Source organism: Longicatena caecimuris (genome assembly GCF_004341945.1).
Taxonomy (GTDB): domain Bacteria; phylum Bacillota_I; class Bacilli_A; order Erysipelotrichales; family Erysipelotrichaceae; genus Longicatena; species Longicatena caecimuris.
On sequence record NZ_SMBP01000026.1, the window covers coordinates 18,932 to 35,238 of the forward strand.

Annotated in this window: 17 protein-coding genes and 1 riboswitch; of the genes, 1 reads left to right on the forward strand and 16 read right to left on the reverse strand. The window is 40.1% G+C overall.

Annotation, left to right across the window (positions count from 1 at the left end):
• Positions 1-18 precede the first annotated feature (18 nt).
• From rplW to rpsL, 14 genes are all read right to left on the reverse strand, one after another.
• Positions 19-318, reverse strand: coding sequence for a 50S ribosomal protein L23 (rplW, locus tag EDD61_RS12370; protein ID WP_008690108.1), 300 nt, complete (start codon positions 316-318; stop codon positions 19-21).
• Positions 318-947 carry a 50S ribosomal protein L4 gene (rplD, locus tag EDD61_RS12375; RefSeq protein ID WP_008979806.1) on the reverse strand — a complete coding sequence of 210 codons (630 nt, stop codon included), beginning with the start codon at positions 945-947 and terminating at the stop codon, positions 318-320. Before rplD ends, rplW begins: the two co-directional genes overlap by 1 nt.
• 3 nt (positions 948-950) lie before the next feature.
• Complete coding sequence (gene rplC, locus EDD61_RS12380; RefSeq protein ID WP_008690110.1) at positions 951-1,634, reverse strand: 50S ribosomal protein L3; 684 nt, start codon at positions 1,632-1,634, stop codon at positions 951-953.
• Between the two features lie 13 nt (positions 1,635-1,647).
• Positions 1,648-1,959: a 30S ribosomal protein S10 gene (gene rpsJ, locus EDD61_RS12385; protein ID WP_008690111.1), complete on the reverse strand. Its 312-nt coding sequence runs from the start codon at positions 1,957-1,959 to the stop codon at positions 1,648-1,650.
• A 481-nt stretch (positions 1,960-2,440) separates the two neighbouring features.
• On the reverse strand, positions 2,441-3,169 hold the full coding sequence (locus EDD61_RS12390; protein ID WP_132225650.1) for a TatD family hydrolase: 729 nt from the start codon (positions 3,167-3,169) through the stop codon (positions 2,441-2,443).
• Positions 3,162-3,899 carry an ABC transporter ATP-binding protein gene (locus EDD61_RS12395; protein WP_008979803.1) on the reverse strand — a complete coding sequence of 246 codons (738 nt, stop codon included), beginning with the start codon at positions 3,897-3,899 and terminating at the stop codon, positions 3,162-3,164. Before EDD61_RS12395 ends, EDD61_RS12390 begins: the two co-directional genes overlap by 8 nt.
• Before the next feature lie 9 nt (positions 3,900-3,908).
• Positions 3,909-4,898, reverse strand: coding sequence for an ABC transporter substrate-binding protein (locus EDD61_RS12400; RefSeq protein ID WP_132225652.1), 990 nt, complete (start codon positions 4,896-4,898; stop codon positions 3,909-3,911).
• 16 nt (positions 4,899-4,914) lie between these two features.
• Positions 4,915-5,661, reverse strand: a complete 747-nt coding sequence (locus tag EDD61_RS12405; RefSeq protein WP_008979801.1) for an ABC transporter permease — start codon at positions 5,659-5,661, stop codon at positions 4,915-4,917.
• A gap of 66 nt (positions 5,662-5,727) precedes the next feature.
• A riboswitch (TPP riboswitch) is annotated at positions 5,728-5,829 on the reverse strand.
• A gap of 378 nt (positions 5,830-6,207) precedes the next feature.
• Positions 6,208-6,519 carry a YbjQ family protein gene (locus EDD61_RS12410; protein WP_008690121.1) on the reverse strand — a complete coding sequence of 104 codons (312 nt, stop codon included), beginning with the start codon at positions 6,517-6,519 and terminating at the stop codon, positions 6,208-6,210.
• Positions 6,500-6,718 (reverse strand): hypothetical protein, encoded by a 219-nt coding sequence (locus EDD61_RS12415; protein WP_008690122.1) that lies wholly within the window; start codon positions 6,716-6,718, stop codon positions 6,500-6,502. The genes EDD61_RS12410 and EDD61_RS12415 overlap by 20 nt, the downstream gene beginning before the upstream one ends.
• Positions 6,719-6,870: 152 nt before the next feature.
• Positions 6,871-8,055: an elongation factor Tu gene (gene tuf / locus EDD61_RS12420; protein ID WP_008690123.1), complete on the reverse strand. Its 1,185-nt coding sequence runs from the start codon at positions 8,053-8,055 to the stop codon at positions 6,871-6,873.
• A gap of 67 nt (positions 8,056-8,122) precedes the next feature.
• A complete protein-coding gene (gene fusA, locus EDD61_RS12425; RefSeq protein ID WP_008690124.1) occupies positions 8,123-10,201 on the reverse strand; it encodes an elongation factor G in 2,079 nt (692 codons plus the stop codon).
• A 14-nt stretch (positions 10,202-10,215) separates the two neighbouring features.
• Entirely contained in the window at positions 10,216-10,686 is a 471-nt protein-coding gene (gene rpsG / locus EDD61_RS12430; protein WP_008690125.1) for a 30S ribosomal protein S7, read from the reverse strand.
• Positions 10,687-10,711: 25 nt separating this feature from the next.
• A complete protein-coding gene (gene rpsL, locus EDD61_RS12435; RefSeq protein ID WP_008690126.1) occupies positions 10,712-11,137 on the reverse strand; it encodes a 30S ribosomal protein S12 in 426 nt (141 codons plus the stop codon).
• Between the two features lie 218 nt (positions 11,138-11,355).
• Between rpsL and EDD61_RS12440 the strand changes: the two genes are divergently transcribed.
• Complete coding sequence (locus tag EDD61_RS12440; RefSeq protein WP_132225655.1) at positions 11,356-12,159, forward strand: HAD family hydrolase; 804 nt, start codon at positions 11,356-11,358, stop codon at positions 12,157-12,159.
• A gap of 231 nt (positions 12,160-12,390) precedes the next feature.
• Here the strand turns inward: EDD61_RS12440 and brnQ are convergent, their stop codons facing one another.
• Positions 12,391-13,734 (reverse strand): branched-chain amino acid transport system II carrier protein, encoded by a 1,344-nt coding sequence (gene brnQ / locus EDD61_RS12445; RefSeq protein WP_132225657.1) that lies wholly within the window; start codon positions 13,732-13,734, stop codon positions 12,391-12,393.
• A gap of 256 nt (positions 13,735-13,990) precedes the next feature.
• A complete protein-coding gene (locus tag EDD61_RS12450; RefSeq protein WP_132225659.1) occupies positions 13,991-15,973 on the reverse strand; it encodes a sensor domain-containing diguanylate cyclase in 1,983 nt (660 codons plus the stop codon).
• Positions 15,974-16,307 lie beyond the last annotated feature (334 nt).

Here is a 16,307-nt window from a genome sequence, read left to right on the forward strand (position 1 = left end):
GCGTTCTTCTTCCTGAGCTTATTTAGCTTCTTCTTCGCCAAACAAGTTGATGTCCTGACCTTCTGCAATTTTTACATAGGCTTTGCGGACAGCTTTTGTTTTACCAACGTATTTACCCATTCTTTTTGTTTTAGGCTTTACGTTAACAACATTAACAGCAACTACATCAACACCGAAGATGCTTTCAACAGCTTGTTTTACCAGTGTCTTGTTAGCGCCTTTTCTAACCTCGAAGGTTACCTTGTTGTCTTCGTCCATGTATCTCATCGTTTTTTCTGTGATGATTGGACGGATAATAATGTCTTTATAGTTATCCATTATGCAAGTGCCTCCTCAACATCTTTCACAGCAGCTTCTGTAAAGACGATTTTGTTAGCATTTACGATATCGTAAACATTCAATCCATCAGCAGTCAGCATCATCATGCTAGGGATGTTGCGCATGCTCAGGAATGCATTTTCAAAATCTTCACCTTCAGATACTACAAACAATGTTTTTCTTGGAGCGTTCAGGTTTGCGATGATTTCATTGAAAGCTTTTGTCTTAGGTGCTTCCAATTCAAACTTATCAACCACGCTCATAGCGTTTTCTGCCACTTTTTCAGATAATACTGATTTCAGTGCCAGACGGCGAACTTTTTTGTTCAGCTTGTATGCATAGCTTCTTGGTGTAGGACCAAATACCGTTCCGCCACCTCTCCACTGTGTAGCACGGATGGAACCCTGACGCGCACGTCCTGTTCCCTTCTGACGCCAAGGCTTACGACCGCCACCGCGAACTTCTGTACGGTTTTTGGTGTCGTGTGTTCCCTGACGCATGCTTGCACGCTGCATCACAATGGCATCAAAGATACATTGCTGATTTGGCTCGATGCCAAATACTGTATCGGCAAGAGTAATTTCGTGAAGCTCTTTACCAGCTTGGCTTAATACGACCATCTTAGGCATCTTTTATTCCTCCTCTTTCGTGTAATCTACCAAAGTCACAGGAGCTTTATCGCCCTTAGAACATTTAGCAGTGCGTACCATTACTAATCCACGTTTAGGTCCAGGCACGTTACCTTTAATTAATAAGTAGTTGTTTTCAACATCAACTTTAACAATTGTCAGGTTCTGGTTTGTTGTTCTGTAACCACCTTCCTGACCAGCCATGATTGTTCCTTTCAGAATCTTACCCTGGCGAGATGTAATACCGTTGGTAGCCAAAGAACCAATGTGTCTGTGGTGTCCTGAACCATGGCTCTTAGGACCGATCTTCGCATTGTTACGAACGATCGTACCGTTATATCCTTTACCCTTGCTAGTTCCGATTACATCAACCGTTTCACCAGCAGCGAAGATATCAACTTTAACCTCGTCACCAAGATTTACATCTAATTCGCAATCGCGGATTTCCTGAGCGAAACGCTTAGGAGCCGTGTTAGCTTTTGCAGCATGTCCCTTGCTAGGTTTTGTGCTGCGTGTTTCTTTTACATCTTCAAATCCTAACTGTACAGCTTCGTATCCATCGTTTTCCACTGTCTTTTTCTGTAATACTACGTTTGGTGTAGCTTCAACAACAGTAACCGGAATCAGTGTTCCTTCTTCCGTAAATACCTGTGTCATTCCAAGTTTACGTCCAAGTATACCTTTCATGATGTCACCTCCATTACAGCTTAATTTCGATGTCAACACCACTTGGCAGTTCCAGACGGCTCAATGAGTCGATTGTTTCTGCTGTAGGTCCGACGATCTCAATTAAACGTTTGTGCGTTCTGATCTCGAATTGTTCGCGAGAATCTTTGTATTTGTGTACCGCACGCAGGACTGTTACAACCTGCTTTTCAGTTGGAAGAGGTACTGGTCCAACAATCTTTTTTGCACCGTGAGCTTGTGCTGCCTGAACAATCTTTTCTGCAGAAGCATCCAAGATTCTGTGTTCGTAGGCCTTTAAGCGAATTCTTACGCTATTTTTTGCCATGAATATGTCTCCTTTCGTCTATATCGACTATAGACTCGCTCGATGCGAATTCCCTGACCTCGCCGTCCATGACAACGTTTCTCAGTGGGTCAGCAACCTCGCATGTCATTGCGGTCGTGAGAATATTCTAACACAGTTGAATAGTGAATACAAGCCTTATTTACCGTATTTTTTAACTTTTTTTCAAGGTTTTTTATCATCTTACTTCACATGGTTGCGAGATACAAAATGATAGCGTTTACATGAATTTTCATCCATAAAAGACGGCTATTTTATGATAATTCATGATCAAAATCGGTAAAAAAAACAAAAAAATCTCCTCCTCTAGAAGCCGCTGTGCCTCTTGAAAAGAAGATTCGATATATTCCTGTAAGATGAAATCGTGTTTTTATGTGCACGAAGGCTTTCTATGCAATGCCTTATCCAAAGCTTCCTGTTTATGCCGATGGCACACATCGTAAGTGAAGTACTTCTTTATTCTTTATACAGATAATTCGCATTTATTTAAGAAATGGTGATAATTATCCATCAACTGTGCAGCTAAAGATGCTTCTGCTATCTGACGAAGAGCCGCAATCCGCGTTATGCTGCGTGTAAGATACGTACGATAGGCAGCAAGCGGTACCTCCTTCTGCTCACACCAGCGTATCGCATCAATGCCATCACTTTCTATTAGCATATGTTGTAAAGAAATCTTACGGGCTACTTTGGTAACGGCAGGATCATCACCAACCGATGGTCCAATGGTAAACCAGCAATCCAATGCCATATAGTCTTCCAAATAATCATCGCAGGAATACCAATGCACAAGATACGTATTCGGATATTTTCGCAGCAATGGTAATGCTTCTTTTTCCATGCCTTTTAGATGTAACAAGATGGGCTTGTGTAATTGCTGTCCCAACTGCAGTTGTTTTTCAAAAACTTCCTTCTGCTTTTCCATCGGCGTTTTACACCATACCGCATCCAAACCGATTTCCCCAAGGATCACTGCTTCTTGCAGAATCGGTAACATTGCTTCCCAAGCTATCGTGTCCGCCTGCCATGGATGAATCCCGGCACTGATTCTAAGCTTTGGATATTGTGCTTGCAGTTCTTTTAGAAAGTGATATTCCTGTGGCGATGCCGCATTTGCTATACCCTCTATCTGATGTTTTTGCATTTCCTTAAAGAACGCTATATCGCTGATATGCAGGTGTGCATCATGCATGCGACTCCCCCCTTAATAACGAATAAATTTCTTTTCGCTGTTCGCCTTGGGTAAACAGCCAATCTCGACTTTTGACTACTTCATGTAAATTGATTTCCTTGACGATAGATGCCGGTGAACCGCCTAAGATCAAGATACGATCTGCCAGATATAAAGCCTCATCAATATCATGCGTTACAAGCAAGGTCGTCTTCTGCAATTCTTTTCGCATCGTTAACAGCCAATCCTGCATATCATTACGCGTAATGACATCCAAAGCGCCAAAAGGCTCATCTAACAACAGGATATCTGCACTGCAAAGCGCTGTTCGCAAGAATGCTGCTCGTTGTCGCATACCACCGGATAATTCTTTCGGATAGGCATGTTCATAACCAGCCAAACCAAAAGTCGCAAATTCTTTTAACGCTTGTTGCTGCGCTTGCTTTTTGGCATGGTGCAAGCGTCCATACAAGGTAACATTTTCTAAAATCGTATGCCAAGGGAGCAGTAAATCGCTTTGTGGCATATAAGCAAAGTGGGAGGATATGCCTTCTACTTTTTCATCATCTACATAGAAACAGCCTTCTGCAGCTTGTAAAACCCCAGCCAAAATATTTAACAGAGTTGATTTCCCACAGCCGCTAGGTCCTATCAATGCCACAAATTCACCTTCTGCCACCTGTAAGCTGACATGTTCCAGTATTTTTTTATTTTCAAAGGCAATTGCCATATCCTCCACACGCAGTTTCATAAGCTCTCCTTATTTTACAAATTCATTTGTATATTGTTCACTAGCTTTGATCTTTTTATCAATCAGTTTATACTCATACATAAAATCGGTGTAATTATCCCACACTTCATCTTTCATGACACCCCATGTTTTGGCATCCTTACGATATTCTGCACTTAAATACTTCTGGCTTTCTTTTAAGAATGCGAAATCAGTATCCGGTAAGATCTTCTTCATGATTTTGGCAGATTCTTCAGGATGATCAATGGCATATTCATATCCTTTTTTCACTGCGTTCATAAATTTCTGTACCGTTTCTGGATTTTCCTTCAACATCTTTTCATTTGTGATAATGACCGGTGTATAATAATCCAAACGCTTATCTAAGTCCTTTAATGGCATGTAGTTGACATCATAGCCATCCATGCGACCCTTGATTACTGCCCAGCCTTCAAATTCCCATTGAATATCCACTTTTTTACCTAATGCCGCAAATCCGCTGCCATCAGCTCCTACCATGGTAAGCTTTTTGAAGTCTGCATTTGCTTTTTTCATGACCGCTTTAATAACCGCTTCCTCACTTGGTGCCTGCCAGCCGGCATACACCTTTCCTTCAAAATCCTTTGGCGATTTGATATTTTCTTTCTTTAAAGAAACAAACCCACTGGTATTATGCTGGATAATGGTCGCAATGGCTTTGATTGGCAACACTTCCTCAGCCGTTCTGGCATAGGTGACATCTTCCTGATAGCTGACACCAAATTCACCTTTATTAGCGGCAACCAATACTGCACTTGTTGAATCATCTCCAGGTTCTATGATGTTGACCTTTAGACCTTCCTCTTTAAAATAACCCTTTTCCTGTGCTACATAAAAGCCAGTGTGATTTGTGTTTGGTACATAGTCCAATACTAAAGTAACTTCTTTTAACTCTTTTTTTGCGTTATCTTTTGCAGATCCACAGCCCGCAAGAGATGTAACCATCAACGCAGATAAAGCAAGCAATCCAATCTTTTTCATGTTGTTTTCCTCCCTTCTAGCGTTTATAGGGAAATACGATTCGCTCAAGCAACGTCACTGCCAAATGTAATAACAGACTCCAGAAGATGATAACGATGACACAGGCAAACACTTTATCTAACATATAACCGTTCTTTACCCGAATCATATAATAACCAAGACCTGCTGATGCACTCAGCCATTCCCCGACGATAGCTCCGCCGATACAATAGGTCGCTGACACCTTTAACCCAGAGAAAAGGGCTGTTGCGGCTGCCGGTATCTTGACATACGCATAAACTTGCCACTTTTTCGCGCCAAAGCTTTTCAACAGGTTGATCTGGTTAACATCCACTTGTGCCAATGCATCACAAAAGGCAATTACGATAGGAAAGAAGCACATAAACACGACCATCAATACCTTAGGTGCCATGCCAAAGCCTAGCCAGATGGTAAACAGCGGTCCTAAGACCATCACCGGCACTGTCTGTGTGACAACCAAATGAGGGAAAATGCTATGCTTAAAGTTCTTTGACAGATCCATGCCAATGGCAATCAAGATAGCAGCCACTGTCGCAATCATCAGACCTGTAACAGCTTCCTGCAATGTCACCATGGAATGCATCCATAATACATCCGCATTCGCAAGCATCGCTTCAACAATCTTACTAGGAGCAGGCAATATGTATAAATCTACATCAAAGATTCTTACACATGCTTCCCAAATACCAAGCGTTGCGAAAAGGGTTATGGCTGGCATTATGTATTTACGATAACGTTTCATCTTGCGCCTTCCTTCCTACAAATAAAAAACACCTCAAATGAGGCGTAAGCGAACCAATCTAGTATTTCTTTCTTAGATATGACTCCCTACGCTAGCATTAACTAGATCAGGTCATAAGGGACCATCCATAAGGATATCTCAGCCGTAAAGGCGCCCCTGTCATGACAGTATTATTATACTCTATTCTAAGCGAAATGCAATGCCATCGAAATATTTACCTAAATTTATAAGATGAGACAACTTTTTAATCTTTCCAACTTTTTAATCTTTCATTGTATGTTTTTAATATTATCTATATCACTTAGGGATATCATCGCTATTGTAAAGAGGTTCGTGTGTATTGGCAAAGATAATACCGCTATTGTAAAGCGATTCATGTGTATTGGCAAAGATTATATCGCTATTGTAAAGAAATCCATGTATATCCCCAATAAAAATTATCTACATTACCAAAGAAAAAAGCATTTGTTAGTAAGTGAGCGACTGCATCAAGAACTTTTTCCATCTGCATCTATCAGCTTTCCTAAAACAAATGCCTTTTTGCTACTACTTAAATTTTACTGCGGTGCCATAAGCAATAACTTCTGCAGCACCACCCATAATGGCACTGGAAGCATAGCGAACATTCACTACAGCATCTGCGCCTAAGTTTTCAGCCTCTTCAACCATACGCTTTGTCGCAAGCGCACGTGCTTCATTCATCATCTCATTGTATGCCTTCAATTCACCGCCAACCAAAGTTTTAAAACTCTGTGAGATGTCCTTGCCGATGTTTTTGGTTTGGATGGTACTTCCTTTTACCAATCCTAACATGTCGAGTTCTTTTCCTGTAATGTAATCAGTATTTACTAAGATCATCTTCTTCATTGCTCCTTATCTCATGGATGCGTTCCATGACTACATGAATCCATAAAAACAACAGTGCCAGCATAGGAATCCCAATGAGCAGCAGTATTGGCAGTGGTGCTTGTCCCCAAAATAAAAGACATATCCACATGATCATGTAAAAGCAGCCAATGATACCAATGATGATAGGGGCCGCCATTTTCTTTCCCATAATATCACCTAGTTTCTAACTTTATTATGAAACAGATAAAGAGAAAAAGCAAGAGGGGATAACTATTGAGCAAAGAATTTACAGCTAGGTTGCAAAAGGAAATAGACTAAAAAAAGAGTGCCGAAGCACTCTTTATCGTTTATAAATTCTGATTACTCGATGATTTCAGTAACGTTTCCAGAACCTACAGTACGTCCACCTTCACGGATAGAGAATTTTGTGTTGTTTTCGATAGCGATTGGAGCGATCAATTCAACAGTCATTTCTACGTTATCCCCAGGCATAACCATGTCAGTTCCTTCTGGCAATGTGATAACACCTGTTACGTCAGTTGTACGGAAGTAGAACTGAGGACGGTAGTTAGATACGAATGGAGTATGACGTCCACCTTCGTCTTTGCTCAATACATAAACCTGAGCTTTGAATTTTGTATGAGGGTGTACAGTTCCTGGTTTAGCAAGAACCTGTCCACGCTGGATCTGATCACGGTTGATACCACGCAGCAATGCACCGATGTTATCTCCAGATTCTGCGAAGTCTAACTGTTTACGGAACATTTCCAGACCAGTGATAACGGTCTTCTGAGTGTCTTTGATACCAACGATTTCAACTTCTTCACCCAATTTAACAACACCACGTTCAACACGGCCAGTAGCAACTGTACCACGTCCAGTGATTGTCATAACGTCTTCTACAGACATCAAGAATGGTTTATCCGTATCACGAACTGGATCAGGGATGAATTCATCAACTGCATCCATCAATTCGTTGATAGCGTCAACATATTTAGGATCTCCTTCAAGAGCCTTTAATGCAGAACCACGGATAACTGGAGCGTTGTCACCGTCGAAACCGTACTCGCTCAGCAGTTCACGTACTTCCATTTCAACAAGGTCAACCAATTCGTCATCGTCAACCATGTCGCATTTGTTCAAGAATACAACGATGTAAGGAACACCTACCTGACGAGCAAGCAAGATGTGCTCACGAGTCTGAGGCATAGGACCATCAGATGCAGCAACAACCAGGATAGCACCATCCATCTGTGCAGCACCAGTGATCATGTTCTTAACGTAGTCAGCGTGACCTGGGCAGTCAACGTGTGCGTAGTGACGTTTGTCAGTCTGATATTCAACGTGTGCAGTGTTGATTGTGATACCACGTTCTTTTTCTTCAGGTGCACCGTCAATCTGGTCATAAGCCTGAGCCTGTGCCATACCTTTAGATGCCAATACATTTGTAATAGCAGCAGTTAAAGTAGTTTTACCGTGGTCAACGTGACCGATAGTTCCGATGTTAACATGTGTTTTGGAACGGTCAAATTTTTCTTTAGCCATTTTAATTTCCTCCTAAATTTATAGATTTCATGTATATTCTAATTCAAAGTTTTTATAAAAGCAACAATTAATTTTCAGAACTGTTGTTTTTAACGATTTTTTCCGCAATGCTCTTAGGAACTTCGCTGTAATGGTCGAATTTCATGGAATAATTTCCACGACCCTGAGTGAAAGAACGAAGATCCGTTACATAACCAAACATTTCAGACAATGGGATATGTGCCTTAACGATGATCGCATTTCCTCTTTCTTCCTGGTCAACGATTGCCCCACGACGTGAGCTAACATCACCCATAACGCTACCTAAGTATTCGTTTGGTGCAGTAACTTCTACCATCATGATTGGTTCCAGAATAACTGGTTTACACTTCTTAGCAGCTGCTTTCAGTGCCATAGAAGCGGCAATCTTATATGCCATTTCACTTGAATCGACATCATGGTAAGAACCATCGAACAATGTTGCTTTGATATCAATTACAGGATACCCTGCAATAATACCGTTTTCTAATGCATCACGCAGACCTTCTTCAGTAGGTTTGATGTATTCACGAGGAACGCTTCCACCAACGGTAGCGTCAACGAATTCAAATCCTTTGCCTTCTTCCTGAGGCTCAAATTTGATCCATACGTGACCATACTGTCCACGACCACCGGACTGTTTGATGTATTTACCTTCACAATCAGCTGTTTCGCGAATTGTTTCACGGTAAGCAACCATTGGCTGACCAACATTTGCTTCTACCTTGAATTCACGACGCAGACGGTCAACGATGATATCCAGGTGAAGTTCACCAACACCGGCGATAATCGTCTGTCCTGTTTCCTGATCTGTATAAGTTTTGAATGTAGGGTCTTCTTCAGCAAGTTTTGCCAATGCTAAGCCCATCTTATCCTGGTCAGCTTTAGTTTTAGGTTCCAGACTCAATTCGATAACTGGTTCTGGGAATTCCATACTTTCCAAAACGACTGGATCATTTTCAGCACACAGAGAGTCACCTGTTGTCGTTACTTTCAAACCAACGGCAGCAGCGATGTCACCTGCATAAACTTCTTCGATTTCTTTACGAGAGTTTGCATGCATCTGAACGATACGTCCGAAACGCTCTCTCTTACCTTTGGTAGAGTTCAATACATAGCTTCCCGATTTTGCTGTACCGGAGTATACACGGAAGTAAGATAACTTACCTACGAATGGGTCCGTAGCAATCTTAAATGCTAATGCAGAGAATGGTTCATCATCACTTGCGTGACGCTCTACTTCACTACCATCTTCCAATGTACCCTTGATAGCAGGGATATCTAATGGAGAAGGCAGATAATCAACAACTGCATCCAGAACCATCTGAACACCTTTGTTCTTATATGCAGAACCACACAATACTGGGAAGAAGTCACCCTTACATACCGCAATACGCAGTACACGTTTGATTTCTTCAACGCTTGGTTCTTCACCTTCCAGAACCTGCATCATGAATTCTTCATCGTAATCAGCCAGATATTCCAGCAATTTTGCACGATATTCTTCTGTCAGATCTTTCAGATCTTCAGGAATTTCTTCAATCTTGATGTCAGTTCCTAAGTCGTTTGTATAAATTTCAGCTTTACGTTCGATGATATCTACGATTCCAGAGAATGTAGATTCAGCACCGATTGGCAGCTGGATTGGGCAAGATTTTGCCCCTAAACGATCAACGATCGTCTTACAGGACATCAAGAAGTCAGCTCCTGTTGCGTCCATTTTGTTACAGAATACGATTCTTGGTACGCCATAAGTCGTTGCCTGACGCCAAACGGTTTCCGTCTGAGGTTCTACACCGGCTTTTGCATCCAATACTGTTACCGCACCATCAAGTACACGCAATGAACGTTCAACTTCAACTGTGAAGTCTACGTGGCCCGGAGTGTCAATGATGTTAATACGGTGACCCTTCCATGCTGCTGTTGTGGCAGCGGAAGTAATGGTGATACCACGTTCCTGTTCCTGTGCCATCCAGTCCATCGTTGAAGCACCATCGTGGGTTTCACCGATTTTATGGTTAACACCTGTATAATACAGGATACGTTCTGTTGTTGTAGTTTTACCAGCATCGATATGAGCCATGATACCAATGTTACGAGTCTTTTCTAATGAATACTGACGTGGCATAATGAACTCCTTTCTTACCAGCGGTAGTGAGCAAATGCCTTGTTCGCTTCTGCCATCTTATGAGTATCCTCACGTTTTTTCACAGATGCACCGCTTCCGTTAGCAGCGTCCATGATTTCAGCAGCAAGTCTTTGCTCCATAGTTTTTTCACTACGCAGACGAGCGTAGTTAACGATCCAACGCAGACCTAAAGTCAAACGTCTTTCAGCAGATACTTCTACTGGGACCTGGTAGTTTGCACCACCTACACGACGAACTTTCAGTTCCAATAATGGCATAACGTTTTCTAAAGCTTTTTCGAAAACTTCCATTGGTTTTTCATTTGTTTTTACTTCAATAATATCAAACGCGTTGTACAGAATCTTCTGAGCAACCCCTCTTTTACCATCAATCATGATTTTGTTGATCAAACGAGTGACCAGCTTGGAGTTGTAGATAGGATCTACTAATACATCACGTTTTGCTACATGTCCTTTTCTAGGCATTGAAATTTCCTCCTTTCACAATTGACTATTTCTTTTTCGCTTCTTTTGGTTTTTTAGCACCATACAGAGAACGGCTCTGGTTACGGTTAGCAACACCGGCACAGTCCAAAGTACCACGAATGATGTGATAACGAACACCTGGTAAGTCCTTAACACGACCTCCACGGATCATTACAACACTATGCTCCTGTAAGTTATGTCCGATTCCTGGGATGTAAGCTGTAACTTCCATACCGTTGCTCAGACGAACACGGGCATATTTACGCAACGCAGAGTTTGGTTTCTTAGGTGTCATGGTACCAACACGGGTACATACACCACGTTTCTGAGGTGCGCTCAGGTTAGTAGGACGTCTTTTCAATGAGTTATATCCTCTATTCAGAGCAGGTGACTTAGAAACGTTCACGCTCTGTTCACGACCTTTACGAATTAATTGGTTAATTGTTGGCATAATATCCTCCTTTCGCAAACACACATTTCCGGGTGTGTCATTTTGAAGTGTAAATTTAGTTCCCGCTGTTGGGGAACCCTAAAAATCCACTTGCCTATCTATCTTAAATCAACTGAAATCGGATGTCAACACCTTTTTTCTATTTTCTTTGAAAAATGCCCATTCTTTTAGTATAATGACAACGGTATGATTACATACAGGAAAGAGGAAGTTTATTTATGGCTTACAAAATCGCTTTTTTTGACATGGATGGGACCATGTATCAAACAGAAAACGACATTATTCAACAGGCAAATCTGGATGCACTGCGCAAGTTAAAAGAACAAGGCGTGCTGGTATGTGCAGCTACCGGAAGACCTTTGAATCAGATGCACCTGATCTTAGAACGCATCCCCTATTTTGATTATATGGTATTGATCAATGGCGGTTATGTGTTGGATGCACAACAAAATCTGTTATTTGAAAATCCCTTAGCAAGGGAAACCACACAGGATATCGTTGACTGGTGCGAGGAACAACAGAATGGCTTGATGTTTCATTTTGGCGATGCATCGTATATTTACGACAGCTTTTATCCATTATACGACTTTTGCAGAGATCATCATGTATTGGATTATTTATTCTATGATGAAAACCGCAGTTATCACAAACGTCATAATGCATATAATTCTGTCATTATGACAAAGAATCAGCGTGCATTGGATACTTTCTTAAAGCAGCACCCGATGCTGCGCAGTGATCTGATTGAAGTAGCTGAAGATCATTTCTGTTACGATGTCTTCAATGCAAATAATGATAAATTTGTTGGCATTTCTCAGGTATTGCGAAAAGAGAACCTCACTTGGGAGGAATGCGTCTGCTTTGGTGATAGTACAAATGATATTAAGATGCTAGAAATGGCAGGGATGGGCGTTGCCATGGGTACTGCCAGTGACTATGTGAAATCCTTCGCGGATATGGTTACCGCTTCTGTCTATGAGGAAGGCGTTGCCAAAGGGTTAACGAAAATTTTTCAATTCTAAGACACTGCCTTATATTGATGCAGTTGGCACAACTTGTATTATCGCAAACACTTGCTGTTACCATTAAGAAAGCTTATGAAAAGGATAGCGCCAGATGCGTATTGTCGGGCACTATCCTTTTTTATTCAGTAAGATGTCATTACTTATTGCTTTGGAAAATATAAATAGAGGAAGAAAAGCAACTGTATGATGTATGATGATTTTAATATAGGTTATGCATTAGAATAAGCGTTATTCCTGTACGGCAGCAGCACTAGCTGCTGTTTTATTTAGGAAAGGCAAAGCACCAAGAATACTGCCAATTGCTCCGGGAAGTACCCAACCTAAGCCCAACTCATAAAATGGCAATTCTCTTACCCAAACACTCACACTGCCTAAAGATAAACCGGCTGTGTCTAAGCCATATAAAAATGCAACAATAAAGGTAAATCCCATGCCAACGATATAAACACTTTTACGATGTTTAATAAAGCGGCGCATAAAAGATAACAAAATCAGCGTAACCGTAACAGGATAAATAATTAATAATATTGGTAATGCGATTTTAATAAGCTGACTCAAACCGACATTCGATATCACAAAACTGAATAAACAGACAAAAGCAGCAATTTTCTTATAAGAAACACGTGGCAATAATGTCTGAAAATAATCAGAAAAGGAAGTTGTCAAACCTATGGCAGTGGTAAGACAGGCAAATAAAACAGCAATTCCCAAAATGATACCTCCAACACTGCCAAATAAATGATTAGTCACTGCATGCAGCAAGCTACCACCATTTTCAAATGGTGTAATCGTCACAGCTCCCACATAGGTCAGCATAAAATAAACGACACCTAAAAAAGCCGCAGCACCTAATCCACATAAAATGGTATATTTCGCAATTGCTTTTTTATCACTGACACCATATCCACGAACTGCTGTTATTACTAAGATAGCAAAGGCCAGCCCTGCCGGTCCATCTAATGCATTATATCCCTCAATCATACCTTGAAAAAATGGTATATCCACATAAGCTCCCTTCGCTTGTGTCATCGTTCCAAAAGCTAAGGGTTCTTGTGATTGCGGATACAATAAGGTTGCGATAAAGATAGCGAAGATACTGATCAGTAATACAGGCGTCAAATATTTTCCAACGACATCGACGATTTTACTAGGATTAGAACTTAAATAATAGGTCAATCCAAAAAATATCGCCGTAAACAAAAAGGAAAACAGCATTCGATTACTATTTCCAAGATAAGGCAATGCCGCTATCTCAAAAGATACACTTCCTGTTCTTGGTAAGGCAAATAAAGGGCCTATTAACATATACACACAGATAGACAAAAATAATGCAAATTTAGGGCTTACCAATTTACCTAAGTCACTCATAGAATTACCAACCAGGACAACAGCAGTAACTCCTAATATGGCAATTCCAGCATCGGTCAGAATAAAACCAGCCAAAGCCGCAAGATAGCTTGTTCCTGCTAATTGTCCCATGGCAGGTGGAAAAATCATATTGCCAGCTCCAAAGAATATGGCAAACAGCATCATAGATACCGTTATTATTTGACGAAAAGTTAATGTTTTCATAATTCTTCTCCTTATGACATGCCTATACATGATAACGAAACCAAGTACAATTTGCAATCCCTACATGTAAAAAGATGCGTGATCGTAACTATCTTTTGCATTCTATTGCAAAAATAATTACAAATACACACATCTATTATCTTCTAACAGCATTTCAAAATAGATTTCATACGGTAATCTACATGAGTATTCTTATGTTCCTCTTTCTGTGCTTACCATCTGAATCACAGTCTGTTGTCTATAAGGATTATTTCAGTTATTCTCCATATATACGAAAACCATGGCGCCCATTTCGTTTTCTTGCATACATTGCTTCATCTGCTTTTTGATATAGTGTCATAAAATTATCGCCATGTTCCGGCGCCAAACAAGCACCCAAACTGGCACTGATCGTTATGCCATCTACATTAAAACTAAGAGCATCACTTAATTGTTGAAGTTTTTTACGCAAAGCTTCTCGATTGCAAATATCCTTTAAAAATAAGATATATTCATCACCGCCAATACGTGCACACAAGTCATGTGAACGCATTAAGCCACGTAAGATTTGCGCTACATCACGTAATACTTCATCTCCCTGCATATGCCCCAATTTATCATTTAGCTGTTTGAAATTATCCAGATCCAACATGATCAAAGCATGCAGTTCCTCCTCCTGTTCCTGCAAGATATAATCTACTTTTTCTGCAATTGTCTTACGATTTAACAATCCTGTCAGTGAATCACTCTCTAACTCCAACTGCACTTCTAATTCTCGACACTTGATTTTATCAATATCTTGAATCAAAACGAATGCCTTAATATGCTTTGTATAAGGATCTTCCATTAATTGTATTTCCGCTTTAGCCCAATAAATATGTTTTTTTACATCATAACGGCGATGCTCGCAAGTCACGACAAACTTTTTTTGATAGTAACAAGATAACAGATATTGGCGATCAAAGATGGTGAGGTATTTTTTGCGATCTTTTGCATAAACAAAGTTATTTGCCGCATATTGCGCGACAAAAGTAAAAGAACGACGTTTCGCAAATGGAATTTCAGGTATCACCGTGCTTTCCATCACCTCAAGCTGATCTTTGGTAATATCATATTCATAATAAGCAATCGCATTTGCCTTTTGATTTTCAAATATCTGTATCCATCGTTGGTAAGACAACTTCTGATCATATTCTTCCGTATAATCTTCATATGAAATGATAGATGTAACCGGATGTTTTTCCTTATCATATGTTAAAAAGTAATGTGCTTTTATCCATGCATAATCGTCTCTGTCTTTTACACGCAATTTAAACATAGCACTTCCTTGTGGCACACCTTCCAGCATTGCATGATAGAACCGCATATATTCCTCTAAGCTTTCCTTTGCGACTAAATTCATGTTTTGCACACATTCCGGGACATTTTTAACTTCTGTATAATCCCCCAATACACGATCATCTGGGTCTCCCATAGACAATGTCTTTGTAGGAATATGATACCGCAACAATGTCTTATTCAACTGTTTCATCGCAATTCGATATTCCTGTTCACTGATACGTAATCTATCCTCAATCAGTTTGCGATCCGTGATATCAAAAACAGCTCCAAAGATATCATTACCTTCATATGCATAACGACATAACACCCATATAATAGAGCCATCTTTCTTAATACAACGATTTTCCTCCTCAAAATAATACGTATCAGAAACGGTAATTTTATGACTTCTTATATCTTTTAGAAGTTGCATAAATTCATCAGGTAATACAATCTGTTGAATGTCTGAAATAGCATCCGTAGGATCATATACAAAAGTCTTATTAAAATAAAGATTATGATAAAGTAGTGTCATACTCTCATCCAATGCCGCCTTAAATAAGCCACAAGGGATATTATTCGTTAATTTTTTATTTTGTAGACGATCATAGTTTTGTTTCATTTCAATGGCGAGGATATCATCAATATTCGTCATCAGAAACATTTGCCCAGTAGTTGTGGTCGATATCTTTTGTAGACGATAATATGCATGATGATTTGTTGTTTTTACCAACTGCAAATCAAAAGCTGTTTGTTTTGTATGTGACCAATCACAGAACTGCGAATAATTCACCACAACGTTCTTCATCCTGTTGGTAGAGGGTAATCCTGTTTCACGTTGCATGTAAGATGATAAATATAATATTTCATTTTCTCTATCTACAGCACCCGCATACTTCAGAATTTCCATTTGATGCAATATATCTGTTGAAATTGACATCATTGGCACTTCCCTTCATATAACTTGTGCATTATAACACATTAAAAATAGAAAAAGGAATTTCTAAAACGATTTCTGTATAAGATAAAATGATGATATGTAATCACGACTGTTCATCTTGTTTTTTTAATGCTTCATACAAAATATTAGAAATATCGAATTGTCAATAACGGCCTTGTACTACGTTTTCCTCAAAATGGAAAGGAGGCCTTTTATGAGGGATATTTTTGGCTTTCTACCTCTATATAGAAAAAAACCTGTCCTTCTCAGAACAGGTCTTCCTACCTGGCAACGTGCTATCTTTACTGGAGCTCGTCCAGCTATTGTCGCCGCT

Coding starts and splice junctions, on each gene's coding strand:
- rplW (WP_008690108.1), bottom strand. CDS start 318: ATGGATAACTATAAAGACATTATTATCCGTCCAATCATCACAGAAAAA.
- rplD (WP_008979806.1), bottom strand. CDS start 947: ATGCCTAAGATGGTCGTATTAAGCCAAGCTGGTAAAGAGCTTCACGAA.
- rplC (WP_008690110.1), bottom strand. CDS start 1,634: ATGAAAGGTATACTTGGACGTAAACTTGGAATGACACAGGTATTTACG.
- rpsJ (WP_008690111.1), bottom strand. CDS start 1,959: ATGGCAAAAAATAGCGTAAGAATTCGCTTAAAGGCCTACGAACACAGA.
- EDD61_RS12390 (WP_132225650.1), bottom strand. CDS start 3,169: ATGCATGATGCACACCTGCATATCAGCGATATAGCGTTCTTTAAGGAA.
- EDD61_RS12395 (WP_008979803.1), bottom strand. CDS start 3,899: ATGAAACTGCGTGTGGAGGATATGGCAATTGCCTTTGAAAATAAAAAA.
- EDD61_RS12400 (WP_132225652.1), bottom strand. CDS start 4,898: ATGAAAAAGATTGGATTGCTTGCTTTATCTGCGTTGATGGTTACATCT.
- EDD61_RS12405 (WP_008979801.1), bottom strand. CDS start 5,661: ATGAAACGTTATCGTAAATACATAATGCCAGCCATAACCCTTTTCGCA.
- EDD61_RS12410 (WP_008690121.1), bottom strand. CDS start 6,519: ATGATCTTAGTAAATACTGATTACATTACAGGAAAAGAACTCGACATG.
- EDD61_RS12415 (WP_008690122.1), bottom strand. CDS start 6,718: ATGGGAAAGAAAATGGCGGCCCCTATCATCATTGGTATCATTGGCTGC.
- tuf (WP_008690123.1), bottom strand. CDS start 8,055: ATGGCTAAAGAAAAATTTGACCGTTCCAAAACACATGTTAACATCGGA.
- fusA (WP_008690124.1), bottom strand. CDS start 10,201: ATGCCACGTCAGTATTCATTAGAAAAGACTCGTAACATTGGTATCATG.
- rpsG (WP_008690125.1), bottom strand. CDS start 10,686: ATGCCTAGAAAAGGACATGTAGCAAAACGTGATGTATTAGTAGATCCT.
- rpsL (WP_008690126.1), bottom strand. CDS start 11,137: ATGCCAACAATTAACCAATTAATTCGTAAAGGTCGTGAACAGAGCGTG.
- EDD61_RS12440 (WP_132225655.1), top strand. CDS start 11,356: ATGGCTTACAAAATCGCTTTTTTTGACATGGATGGGACCATGTATCAA.
- brnQ (WP_132225657.1), bottom strand. CDS start 13,734: ATGAAAACATTAACTTTTCGTCAAATAATAACGGTATCTATGATGCTG.
- EDD61_RS12450 (WP_132225659.1), bottom strand. CDS start 15,973: ATGTCAATTTCAACAGATATATTGCATCAAATGGAAATTCTGAAGTAT.